The sequence below is a fragment of the Actinotalea fermentans genome (genome assembly GCF_007991475.1).
In the GTDB taxonomy this organism is placed as follows: Bacteria; Actinomycetota; Actinomycetes; order Actinomycetales; family Cellulomonadaceae; genus Actinotalea; species Actinotalea fermentans.
This window is the reverse complement of record NZ_BJYK01000001.1, coordinates 641196-653599: the sequence shown is the minus strand read 5'-3', so window position 1 is coordinate 653599 and position 12404 is coordinate 641196. Positions and strand designations below refer to the sequence as shown.

At 74.7% G+C, this 12404-nt stretch carries 8 protein-coding genes; 1 reads left to right on the top strand and 7 read right to left on the bottom strand.

Annotation, left to right across the window (positions count from 1 at the left end; translation table 11 throughout):
* Positions 1–43: 43 nt before the first annotated feature.
* Genes pyrF through pyrR form a run of 7 tightly spaced genes read right to left on the bottom strand, consistent with a single transcriptional unit; the run spans position 44 to position 8877 of the window.
* A complete protein-coding gene (gene pyrF, locus AFE02nite_RS03055; RefSeq protein ID WP_146819063.1) occupies positions 44–904 on the bottom strand; it encodes an orotidine-5'-phosphate decarboxylase in 861 nt (286 codons plus the stop codon).
* Positions 901–4236 carry a carbamoyl-phosphate synthase large subunit gene (gene carB / locus AFE02nite_RS03050; RefSeq protein WP_034247209.1) on the bottom strand — a complete coding sequence of 1112 codons (3336 nt, stop codon included), beginning with the start codon at positions 4234–4236 and terminating at the stop codon, positions 901–903. The genes pyrF and carB overlap by 4 nt, the downstream gene beginning before the upstream one ends.
* On the bottom strand, positions 4220–5419 hold the full coding sequence (gene carA / locus AFE02nite_RS03045) for a glutamine-hydrolyzing carbamoyl-phosphate synthase small subunit (protein ID WP_034247207.1): 1200 nt from the start codon (positions 5417–5419) through the stop codon (positions 4220–4222). Before carA ends, carB begins: the two co-directional genes overlap by 17 nt.
* Entirely contained in the window at positions 5416–5955 is a 540-nt protein-coding gene (locus tag AFE02nite_RS03040; protein ID WP_034247205.1) for a PH-like domain-containing protein, read from the bottom strand. The genes carA and AFE02nite_RS03040 overlap by 4 nt, the downstream gene beginning before the upstream one ends.
* On the bottom strand, positions 5952–7274 hold the full coding sequence (locus tag AFE02nite_RS03035; RefSeq protein ID WP_034247213.1) for a dihydroorotase: 1323 nt from the start codon (positions 7272–7274) through the stop codon (positions 5952–5954). Before AFE02nite_RS03035 ends, AFE02nite_RS03040 begins: the two co-directional genes overlap by 4 nt.
* A 5-nt stretch (positions 7275–7279) precedes the next feature.
* Entirely contained in the window at positions 7280–8269 is a 990-nt protein-coding gene (locus AFE02nite_RS03030) for an aspartate carbamoyltransferase catalytic subunit (protein ID WP_146819061.1), read from the bottom strand.
* Positions 8266–8877: a bifunctional pyr operon transcriptional regulator/uracil phosphoribosyltransferase PyrR gene (gene pyrR / locus AFE02nite_RS03025; RefSeq protein WP_034247196.1), complete on the bottom strand. Its 612-nt coding sequence runs from the start codon at positions 8875–8877 to the stop codon at positions 8266–8268. The genes AFE02nite_RS03030 and pyrR overlap by 4 nt, the downstream gene beginning before the upstream one ends.
* 126 nt (positions 8878–9003) lie before the next feature.
* Between pyrR and AFE02nite_RS03020 the strand changes: the two genes are divergently transcribed.
* Complete coding sequence (locus tag AFE02nite_RS03020) at positions 9004–12399, top strand: proline dehydrogenase family protein (protein ID WP_146819057.1); 3396 nt, start codon at positions 9004–9006, stop codon at positions 12397–12399.
* The last annotated feature ends 5 nt before the right edge of the window (positions 12400–12404 follow it).

Here is a 12404-nt window from a genome sequence, read left to right as displayed (position 1 = left end):
AGTCCAGCGACGCGCGACGGGCCCAGGCCGGGGCGCTGGACCCTCAGCGGAGCGCGCGGGAGGCCTCGTCGACCGCCCGGGCGGCGGCGTCGCGAAGCGATGCCACCGTCGGTCCGGCGTCGAGCACGGCTCGGGACGTCGACGCGAGCACCGCGCGTCGGGCACCGCCGAAGACGTCCGCCAGCTCCGCCGCACCGGCCCCCTGGGCGCCCACGCCGGGCGCCAGGAGCGGCCCCCGCACCGCGGCGAGATCGATGCCGTGCCGCCGGACGGCGTCGCCCACCGTCGCGCCGACGACGAGCCCGTAGGGGCCGAGCGCCGCCGGTGCGGCAGCCAGGGCCCGCGCGTTCAGCTCCGCGACCTGGCGTGCGACGTGCGCCGCGACCGCCTGGCCGTCCGACGCCGTCGCGTGCTGCACGAGGGCGCCCTCGGGGTTGGACGTCAGCGCGAGGACGAACAGGCCCCGACCGGTCGCCTCCGCCGCCGTGACGGCGGGCATCAGCGCGCCGACGCCGAGGTACGGGCTCACGGTGAGGGCGTCGCAGGCGAGCGGCGCGCCGGGAGCCAGGTAGGCGTCGCCGTACCCGGCCATCGTCGAGCCGATGTCGCCCCGCTTGGCGTCGAGCACCACCTGGGTGGCCTCGCCCCGCACGGCGGCCAGCACCTCCTCGAGGACGCCGATGCCCCGCGACCCGTGGCGCTCGAAGAACGCCACCTGCGGCTTCAGCGCGGCGACCTCCCCCACCAGCGCCTCGACCACCGTGAGCGCGAAGCGGCGCAGCCCCTGGACGTCGTCGGTCAGCCCCCAGGCCGCCAGCAGGCCCGGGTGCGGGTCGATGCCGACGCACAGCGGTCCGAACCGATCCATCGCGCCCGCGAGACGGGCACCGAACGGCGCGGTCATCGGGCCACCGTCCGTTCCCGCAGCTCGAACGTGTGCTCCTGCAGGCTGCGTACCCCGAACGGGCCCGCCTGGATCGTCTCGATCGCCTGGACCGCCGCGGCCAGCTGCTGGACCGTCGTGATGATCGGCTTGTCCGCGGCCACCGTCGCGGTGCGGATCTCGTACCCGTCCGCCCGCGCGCCCTGACCGGACGGGGTGTTGACCACCAGGTCGACCTCGCCTGCGCTGATGAGGTCCACGATGGTCTGCCCGCCCTGGGCCCGGCCCTCGGACGCCTTGCGCACGATCTGCGACGTGATGCCGTTGCGCCGGAGCACCGCCGCCGTGCCCTCGGTGGCCAGGAGCGTGAAGCCGAGCTCGGTGAGCCGCTTCGCCGGGAAGGTGATCGCACGCTTGTCGCGGTCGGCCACCGAGATGAACGCGGTGCCCGAGGTGGGCAGTCCGCCGAAGGCCGCTGCCTGCGACTTCGCGAACGCCGTGGGGAAGTCGACGTCGATCCCCATCACCTCGCCCGTCGACCTCATCTCCGGGCCGAGGACGGTGTCCACGACCCCGCCCGCCTCGGTGCGGAAGCGCCGGAACGGCAGCACCGCTTCCTTGACGGCGATCGGCGCGTCCAGCCCCAGCGAGCCGCCGTCGCCGTCGGCGGGCAGGACCCCGTCGCGGCGCAGCTCGGCGATCGTCGCGCCCGCCATCACGAGGGCAGCTGCCTTCGCCAGAGGGACGCCCGTCGCCTTCGACACGAACGGTGCCGTGCGGGACGCACGGGGGTTCGCCTCGAGCACGTAGAGCACGTCCGAGACCAGCGCGTACTGCACGTTCAGCAGGCCGTGCACCCCGACGCCGCGCGCGATCGCCTCGGTCGACTCCCGGATGCGCCGCAGCTCCGCCGTCGACACCGTGACCGGGGGCAGCGCGCAGGCGGAGTCGCCGGAGTGGATGCCGGCCTCCTCGATGTGCTCCATCACCCCGCCGAGGTACAGCTCGGTGCCGTCGAACAGCGCGTCGACGTCGAGCTCGATCGCGTCGTCCAGGAACCGGTCGATGAGCAGCGGCGGGATCTGGTCGCCGGTGTGCAGGGCGCGCGCGCCCTCCAGGGCCCGCGCCACGTACTGGCCGAGCTGCTCGTCGGAGTAGACGATCTCCATGCCACGGCCACCGAGGACGTACGAGGGCCGTACAAGGACGGGGTAGCCGATCCGCCGGGCCACCTCGGTCGCCTGCTCGAGCGACGTGGCCGTGCCGAACGCCGGTGCCGGCAGCCCGGCCGACACGAGGACGCGACCGAACACGCCGCGGTCCTCGGCCGCGTCGATCGCCTCCGGGGACGTGCCGAGGATCGGCACGCCGGCCGCCTCGAGCCTGCGCGCCAGGGAGAGCGGTGTCTGCCCGCCGAGCTGGACGATCATCCCGGCCACCGGACCCACGGCCGCCTCGGCCGCGTACACCTCCATGACGTCCTCGAAGGTCAGCGGCTCGAAGTACAGGCGGTCGGCCGTGTCGTAGTCCGTGGAGACCGTCTCGGGGTTGCAGTTGACCATGACCGTCTCGTACCGCTCGCGCAGCGCCAGGACGGCGTGCACGCACGAGTAGTCGAACTCGATCCCCTGCCCGATCCGGTTCGGACCCGAGCCGAGCACGATGACGGCCGGCCGCTCGCGCGGCTCGACCTCCGTCTCCTCGTCGTAGGACGAGTAGTGGTACGGCGTGCGGGCGGCGAACTCCGCCGCGCAGGTGTCGACGGTCTTGTAGACCGGGCGCAGCCCGAGCGCCTGCCGCACCTCACGCACGGTGTCCTCGGCGAGGCCGCGCAGGCGCCCGATCTGCTGGTCGGACAGGCCGTGCCGCTTGGCCCTGCGCAGCAGGTCGGGGGCGAGCTCGGACGACGCCGCGACCTCGTCGGCGATCTCGTTCACCAGCACGATCTGGTCGAGGAACCACGGGTCGATGCCGGTCGCCGCGTAGACGTCCTCCACGGTGACCCCACCGGGCCGCCCGACCGAGCGCAGCGCCTGCTGGACCTGCACCAGGCGCTCCTCCGTGGGCACCGGCACCTGCGCCATCAGCGCAGCCAGGGCGTCGCCCGACGGCGCGTCGCCGTCCCAGTGGAACACCGACCCGGCCTTGTCGATCGACCGCATCGCCTTGCCGAGCGCCTCGGTGAAGTTGCGCCCGAGCGCCATCGCCTCGCCCACCGACTTCATCGTCGTGGTCAGGCGCGGGTCGGCGGACGGGAACTTCTCGAACGCGAACCGCGGGACCTTCACCACGACGTAGTCCAGCGCGGGCTCGAACGACGCAGGCGTGGAACCCGTGATGTCGTTGGGGATCTCGTCGAGGGTGTACCCGACGGCCAGCCGCGCGGCGATCTTCGCGATCGGGAAGCCCGTCGCCTTCGACGCCAGTGCGGACGAGCGCGACACCCGCGGGTTCATCTCGATGACCACGACCCGGCCGGTCTGCGGGTGGACCGCGAACTGGATGTTGCAGCCGCCCGTGTCGACGCCGACCTCACGGATCACGGCGATGCCGATGTCGCGCAGGCGCTGGTACTCGCGGTCGGTGAGGGTCAGCGCCGGCGCGACGGTCACCGAGTCCCCGGTGTGCACGCCCACCGGGTCGACGTTCTCGATCGAGCAGACGACCACGACGTTGTCGACGCGGTCCCGCATGAGCTCGAGCTCGTACTCCTTCCACCCGAGGATCGACTCCTCGAGGAGCACCTCCGTGGTCGGCGAGTAGTGCAGGCCCGCGCCGGCGATCCGCCGCAGCTCGGCCTCGTCGTGCGCGATGCCGGAGCCCAGGCCGCCCATCGTGAACGACGGCCGGACGACGACCGGGTAGCCGAGCTCGTCGGCGGCCGCCAGCACCTCGTCCATCGAGTGCGCGATGACGCTGCGCGCGCTCTCCGCGCCGCACCGCTCGACGACGTCCTTGAACGCCTGGCGGTCCTCGGCGAGGTGGATGGAGGCGGTGTTCACGCCGATCATCTCGACCCCGTGCCGCTCGAGCACCCCGCGCTCGTCGAGCGCGATCGCGGTGTTGAGCGCCGTCTGCCCGCCCAGGGTCGGCAGGATCGCGTCGGGTCGCTCCTTGGCGATGATCGCCTCGACGACCTCGGGGGTGATCGGCTCGACGTAGGTCGCGTCGGCGAACTCCGGGTCCGTCATGATCGTCGCCGGGTTCGAGTTCACGAGGATCACGCGCAGGCCCTCGGCGCGCAGCACCCGGCACGCCTGGGTGCCGGAGTAGTCGAACTCCGCGGCCTGCCCGATGACGATCGGCCCGGAGCCGATCACGAGCACGCTGGACAGGTCAGTGCGACGCGGCATCGGACTCCTTCGAGGCGCGGGACGTCATGAGCTCGACGAACCGGTCGAACAGGTACCCGGCGTCGTGCGGGCCGGCGGCCGCCTCCGGGTGGTACTGGACGGAGAACGCGGGCAGGTCGAGGCACTCGAGGCCCTCGACGACGCCGTCGTTGAGGGCGACGTGCGAGACCACCACGCGCCCGTAGCGGCCACCGTCGTGGGGTGCCACGGCCTCGCCCTCGGTGGGCGCGTCGACGGCGAACCCGTGGTTGTGGGCGGTGATCTCCACGCGCCGGGTGCGCCGGTCCATGACCGGCTGGTTCACGCCGCGATGCCCGTAGGTGAGCTTGTAGGTGCCGAAGCCGAGCGCCCGGCCGAGCAGCTGGTTGCCGTAGCAGATCCCGAAGAAGGGGATCCGGCGGTCCAGCACCTCACGCAGCAGCTCGACCTCGTGCACGGCGGCCGACGGGTCACCCGGGCCGTTGGAGAAGAACACGCCGTCGGGCTGGAGGGCGAGCACCTCGTCGGCGGTCACCGTGGCGGGCACCACGTGCGTGCGCACGCCCCGCTCGGCCAACCGCTGCGGCGTCATCGACTTGATCCCCAGGTCCACGGCGACCACCGTCGCCACCGCGTCCGCGCCGCTCACGGGACCGCGCAGCGGCTCCACGGTGTAGCGCTCGGTGGCCGAGACCTCACGCGCGAGGTCCGCACCCGCCATCGGCGGCGCGGCGGCGACCACGTCGAGCAGGTCCTGGTCCGTCAGCCGGCGGCCCGCTTCGTCGAGCAGCCCCGGCCCGGAGAAGATGCCTGCCCGCATGACGCCCCGCTCGCGCAGGTGGCGTGTGAGGGCGCGGGTGTCGATGTCGCTGATCCCGACCACCTGCTGCGACGCGAGCTCCTCGGCGAGGCCGCGCCGGGACCGCCAGCTCGACGGCCGCGGCGCCGGGTCCCGCACGACGAACCCGGCGACCCAGATGCGGCTGGACTCCGGGTCCTCGTCGTTGACGCCCGTGTTGCCGATGTGCGGCGCCGTCATCACCACGATCTGGCGGTGGTAGGACGGGTCCGTGAGCGTCTCCTGGTAGCCGGTCATCCCGGTGTTGAAGACGATCTCCCCCACGGTGTGGCCCGTGGCGCCGAAGGCACGGCCGGCGAACACCCGGCCGTCCTCGAGGACGAGGACTGCGGTCGGCTCGCTCATGCGGGACTCCCCTCGGTCGGTGCGGATGACGGCTCCGGTGTGCCTTCCGGCGGCCCGACGAGCGCGCCGATCGCGTCCGCGAGCCGTCGTGCGTCGTCGGGATGACGCGGCAGCAGGCCGGTGTCCAGGGCGAGACCGTGCTGCCAGCGCAGCACGACCACGCGGTCGGTGCCCACCGCGGTCCCCGCCATGCCCGACGCGCGGGTCACGGCGCCGAGCGCGCGTGCCGGCACGAAGAGGTCCGCCGATCCGGCTCGGCGCACGAGAACCCCCGCACCGTGGACCTCGACCTCGGCGGCCGCCCGCACGGCGAGCCCGTGCGCCGCGAGGCGCGCCAGCCGGTCGTCCGCCCGGGCGGTCGCCAGGTACGTCACCTCCAGCGGACCGAGGATCGGCTCGCCGAGCGCCGGCACTGCCGGCAGGCCCGGCCAGGCGGCCGAGGCTCGCGCGGCGCGACGCCGCCACCCCAGGCGCATCGCGGCCAGGGCGACGAGGGCGATCCCTGCGAGGATCGCGATCTTCACCGGATCGCTCACCGGGTGGCCCCCTCGCGGGCGACCGGGCGCCCGTCGAGGACCGTGGGCCGTCCCCGCAGGAAGGTGGCGACGACGCGGCCGGACAGCTCGATCCCGCCGTACGGCGTGTTCCGGCTCAGGCTGGCCAGCCGCTCCGGCTCGACCGTCCACCGCGCGGCGGGGTCCACCAGCACCAGGTTGGCGGGCTCCCCCACCGCGAGCGGTCGGCCCTGCGCCATCGGGCCGTCGTCGATGCGGCCGATGCGCGCCGGGGCGAAGGACATGACCCGCGCGACGTCGGCCCAGGTCATCCGGCCCGTGTCGACCATCAGCGTCTGGACCACCGCCAGCGCCGTCTCGAGCCCCAGCATGCCGAAGGCTCCGGCCGCCCACTCGCAGTCCTTGTCCTCGCGCGTGTGGGGCGCGTGGTCCGTGCCGACCGTGTCGATCGTGCCGTCGGCCAGGCCCTCGCGGAGCGCCTCGGCGTCCTCCGCGGTGCGCAGCGGCGGGTTGACCTTGTACAGCGGGTCGTAGGTCCGGGCGAGCTCGTCCGTGAGCATCAGGTGGTGCGGCGTCGCCTCGGCGGTCACCGCGATCCCGCGCGACTTCGCCCAGCGGATGAGGTCCACCGAGCCGGCCGTCGAGACGTGCAGGACGTGCAGGCGCGAGCCCACGTGCTCCGCCAGCAGGACGTCCCGGGCGATGATCGCCTCCTCCGCGACGGCCGGCCAGCCCGCGAGGCCGACCTGTGCCGAGACGATGCCCTCGTGCATCTGAGCGCCGGCGGTCAGGCGCGGCTCCTGCGCGTGCTGGGCGACGACGCCGTCGAACGACTTGACGTACTCGAGCGCGCGGCGCATCAGCACCGGGTCGTGGACGCACTGGCCGTCGTCCGAGAAGACCCGGACCCGGGCCGCCGAGTGGGCCATCGCCGCGAGCTCGGCGAGCTGCGTGCCCGCCAGGCCGACGCTGACGGCACCCACCGGGTGCACGTCGCACCAGCCCGCGTCGTGGCCGAGACGCCAGACCTGCTCGACGACGCCGGCGGTGTCGGCCGTGGGCGAGGTGTTCGCCATCGCGTGCACCGCCGTGTAGCCGCCGAGCGCGGCGGCCAGCGTCCCGGTGGCGACCGTCTCGGCGTCCTCCCGGCCCGGTTCGCGCAGGTGGGTGTGCAGGTCCACCAGCCCAGGCAGCGCCACGAGCCCGTGACCGTCGACGACGGTCGCGTCACGGGTGGCCACGTCGGCGCCGAGCGCCGCGATCCGGCCGTCGGCGACCAGCACGTCCGTCGGGTCGCCGCCGAGCGGCGCGACCCCTCGCAGCACCCAGGTGTCCTCCAGCGCGCTCACAGCGCCTCCCTCTCCCCCGCCAGCAACGTGTAGAGCACCGCCATCCGGACCGCGACACCGTTCGTCACCTGCTCGACGATCACCGCGCGCGACGAGTCCGCCGCGTCGGCCGAGATCTCCAGGCCCCGGTTCATCGGGCCCGGGTGCATGACGATCGCATGGTCGGGCAGCATCGCGAGTCGACGGGCGTCCAGGCCGTACTCGCGCGTGTACTCGAGGGCGCTGGGGAAGAACCCGGTCCCGCCGCCGACCGCCCCCGTGGCCCCCGGGCCCATCCGCTCGCGCTGCACCCGGAGCATCATGATCGCGTCGGGGGCGTCCTGCGCGAGGACCTCGTCCAGGTGGTAGGACGTGGCGCAGGTCCAGGCGTCGACCCCGACCGGCAGGAGCGTGGGCGGCGCGACGAGGGTGACGCGGGCACCGAGCGTGTGCAGCAGGTCGACGTTCGACCGGGCCACGCGCGAGTGCAGGACGTCACCGACGATCGCGACGTGCAGGCCGTCGAGCCCGCGCCCGAGACCGGCGTCCCCGGCGCCCACGAGGTGCCGACGCAGCGTGAACGCGTCCAGCAGCGCCTGGGTCGGGTGCTGGTGGGTGCCGTCGCCCGCGTTGACCACGGCCGAGCCGACCCAGCCCGAGTGGGCCAGGCGGTGCGGCGCCCCGGAGGCCTGGTGCCGCACGACGACGGCGTCCGCACCCATGGCCTGCAGGGTCAGCGCGGTGTCCTTGAGCGACTCGCCCTTGGAGACGCTCGACCCCTTCGCCGAGAAGTTGATGACGTCGGCCGAGAGCCGCTTCGCCGCCGTCTCGAACGAGATCCGCGTGCGGGTGGAGTCCTCGAAGAACAGGTTGACGACCGTGCGCCCGCGCAGGGTCGGCAGCTTCTTGATCTCGCGCTCCTGCGTGGCCGCCATGCCGGCGGCGGTGTCCAGGAGCGCGACGGCGGCGGAGCGGTCGAGGTCGGCGGCGCTGAGCAGGTGCCTCACAGGTCGCCTCCCGTCGCGCGACCGCCCTCGATCCGGACGGAGTCAGCGCCGTCGATCTCGGCGAGGCGCACCCGGACGATCTCGCCGAGCGAGGTCGGCAGGTTCTTGCCCACGTAGTCCGCGCGGATCGGCAGCTCCCGGTGGCCGCGGTCGACGAGGACCGCCAGCTGCACCAGCCGTGGCCGGCCGAGGTCGGCGACGGCGTCCAGCGCCGCCCGGATGGTCCGGCCCGAGAAGAGCACGTCGTCCACGAGCACGACCACGCGGTCGTCGAGGTCCGCGAGGTCGGCCGGCAGCTGCGTGCGCCCGATCGAGCGCGTCGGGTGCCGGCGCAGGTCGTCGCGGTACATCGTGACGTCGAGCGAGCCCGCGAGGGCTGCGGCGTCGACGCCCGGTTCCACGGCCGCGATGCGAGCGGCGAGACGCTGCGCCAGCGGCAGGCCGCGCGTCGGGATGCCCAGGAGGACCAGACCGGCGGCGCCCTTGTTGCGCTCGAGGATCTCGTGGGCGATCCGGGTCAGGGCGCGGGTGATGTCGCCCGACGAGAGGACTTCCGTGCCGGCAGGGGTGCCTGCGCTCGGCTGTGCGTCACCGGTGGCATGTGCCACGGGGACCTCCTTCCCCGCCTCACAGGACGGTGTTAAAGGACGTCTGTCGGTCCGAAGACTACTGCCCGGGCGCACCGGCCCCGTCCTCCGGGTGCGTGCGCCCGTCGGGACGATCAGCATGTGGACATGACGCGACCCGTCGAGCCGGTCCCCGCAGCACACCAGCCCACCGCCGTCCGGCCGGCACACGCCGGCACGGCCCGCAGCGACAGAGCAAGCATCGACACCGCAGCGGTGGACACCGCCGTCGCCCTCGCCCGCCGGTGGGCCGACGCACGCGGGTCCGACCCCGGCAGCGCGCGCCTGGCCGCGCTCGTCGCCGACGCGGACGGCCTCGACCTGGCCGTGCGGTTCGTGGACCGGGTGATCAGGCCCGAGGACCGCGCGGTGGCCGCGCGCGAGCTCGCCGCGCTCCGCCGTCATCCCGGCACCCGCACCGCGGCCCTGGGGCCCGTCGACGGCGCTCTGCTCGCCCTGGGTGCGCTCGCCGCCCCGATCGTGCCGGACGTGGTCGTCCCCCTCGCCCGCGCACGCCTGCGCGCCCTCGTCGGGCACCTGGTCGCCGAGTCCGGACCTCGGCTCGGTGCCCACCTCGCCGCCATCCACGGTGCCGGGTTCCGGACCAACCTGAACCTGCTCGGTGAGGCCGTTCTCGGGGAGGCGGAGGCCCGGCGCCGCATGCGCCGCGTGCAGACCTTGGCCGCGCGGCCCGACGTCGACCACGTCTCGGTCAAGATCTCCTCGGTCGCCGGTCGCCTGAGCCCGTGGGCGCTGGACGCCGACGCCGAGCGGGTGCGCGTGCGGCTGCGCGTCCTGGCCGAGACCGCCACGCGCCACGGCACGGCGCTGACCGTGGACATGGAGGAGTACCAGCACCTCCACCTGACGCTGGAGGCCTTCGGCGGCCTGCTCGCGGACCCCGGGCTCCGCGACGCGCGCCTCGGCCTGGCCGTGCAGGCCTACGTCCCCGACGCCCTCGACGTCCTCGACGAGCTGACCGAACGGGCGCAGGCCCGGCTGCACGCGGGCGGCCGGCCCGTGAGCGTCCGGCTGGTCAAGGGCGCGAACCTGCCGATGGAACGCGTCGAGGCCGAGCTGCACGGCCGGCCACCCGCCCCGTTCGACACCAAGCCCGACACGGACGCCTCGTTCGTCCGGCTCCTGGACCGTGCCCTCGACCCCGCGCGCACCCCGGCAGTCCGCGTCGGTGTCGCGAGCCACAACCTCTTCCACGTCGCCCTCGCGCACGTGCTGGCCACCGACCGCGGCGTCGCCGACGCGATGCACGTCGAGATGCTCCTCGGGATGGCGCCGGCGCACGCGCGCGCGGTCCTGCGCGACGTCGGCCGGGTGCGCCTCTACACCCCCGTCGTCGCGGCCCAGGACTTCGACGTGGCGATCGCGTACCTGGTCCGGCGCCTGGAGGAGACCGCGGCCGAGCAGAACGTCGTGCGCGCCCTGCTCGGGACCGATCCCGCTGCGCTCGACGCCCACGAGGCCGCCTTCCGCGTCTCCGTGCGCGACGCGCCGACCGTGCCCCGTCGCCCGCGCCGCGCCGCGGCACCGGTGACGCGGGAGCTTCCGTCGGCGCACCCGCTCGACGGCCCCTTCCGGAACGCGCCGGACACCGACCCCGCGGACCCCGCGGCCGCGCGGTGGGCGGCCGCCGCCGTCGCCGGCCCGCCCCGCGTCGTCGCGCCGACGGCGCTGACGACGACCGCCGAGGTCGATGCCGCCGTGGCCCGCGCGGTCGCCGCCGGCCCGCAGTGGGCGGCGACCCCACCACGCGAGCGGGCCCGCGTCCTGGCGCGGGCGGCCGACCTGCTGGAGGCGGCGCGCTCCGACCTCGTCGCCGTGATGGTCCACGAGGCCGGCAAGACGGTCGCCGAGGCGGATCCCGAGGTGAGCGAGGCCGTCGACTTCGCCCGCTACTACGCACGCTCCGCCCTCGCCCTGGAGGACGGCGCGGTCGCGGGTGCACGCTTCCGGCCGGCCGGCGTGACCGTCGTCACGCCGCCGTGGAACTTCCCCGTCGCCATCCCGGTCGGCTCTGTCCTCGCCGCGCTCGCCGCCGGGTCGCCGGTGCTCGCCAAGCCCGCACCGCAGACGCCGCTGTGCGGCGCGCTCGCACTCGACGCCGTCCGCGTGGCGCTGCGGGAGGCGGGCGCGGCGGCCGGCGTCCTGCAGGTCGTGTCCGTCCCGGAGGACGAGGTGGGCCGGCGGCTCGTGGCACACCCGGACGTCGCGCGCGTCGTGCTCACCGGGTCGGTCCAGACCGCGGCCCTGTTCGCCTCCTGGCGCGAGGACCTCGACGTGCTGGCCGAGACGTCGGGGAAGAACGCCATCGTCGTCACGCCGTCCGCCGACGTCGACCTCGCGGTGGCCGACGTCGTGCGGTCCGCCTTCGGGCATGCCGGCCAGAAGTGCTCGGCCGCCTCGTTGCTCATCCTCGTCGGGGCCGCCGGGACCTCCGCACGGCTGCGTCGGCAGCTGGCGGACGCGGTCCGCAGCCTGCCGGTCGGGCCCGCGGGCGACCTCGGCACGGCCATGGGCCCCCTGGTCGAGCCCGCTGCGGGCAAGCTGCTGCGCGCACTCACGACGCTCGAGCCCGGTGAGCGGTGGCTCGTCCGGCCGCGCCGCCTCGACGCCGAGGGGCGCCTGTGGACGCCCGGCGTCAAGCACGGGGTGGCTCCGGGCTCGTTCTTCCACGTGACCGAGTGCTTCGGCCCGGTCCTCGGCGTCATGCACGCCCGGACGCTCGAGGAGGCGATCGACCTGCAGAACGCCGTCCCCTTCGGCCTCACCGGCGGCCTGCACTCGCTCGACGAGCGCGAGATCGACACGTGGCTCGACCGCGTGGAGGTCGGCAACGCGTACGTCAACCGCCACATCACCGGCGCCGTCGTGCAGCGCCAGCCGTTCGGCGGCTGGAAGGCCTCCGCCGTCGGTCCCGGTGCCAAGGCGGGCGGCCCCCACTACGTCGCCCAGCTGGGCGCCTGGTCCGACTCCCCCGACGTCCCGACCGCCGACGACGCGTGGCTCGCGTGGGCGCGCGCCGACGACGCGCGGGTCTGGGCCCGCCTGTCACGCGACGCGGACCCGGCCGGCCTGGCGTCCGAGTCGAACGTGCTCCGCCACCGACCGCTGCCGCAGCTCGTGGTGCGCGTCGGCGACGGCGCGCGGGAGCGCGACGTCGCGCGGGTCGTCTCGGCGGCCGGGCTCGTGGGGACACCGGTGACGATGTCGGCGGCGGGCGACCTCGGTCACGAGGCGTTCGCGTCGGCCGTGCGCGCCGGCCAGGTGTCGGGCCGCATCCGCGCCGTCGGGCACTGCCCGGGCCTCGCCGCAGCCGCCCGCACGCGCGTGGGCGAGGTCACGCTCATCGACGCACCGGTGCTCGCGAGCGGGACCCGGGAGCTCCTCACGGTGCTGCGGGAGCAGGCCGTCAGCCGCACGACGCACCGGTTCGGGCATCTCATCACTTCACACGATCGTGACATTCGGGCGAATCTGCTCATGTAGCGCCC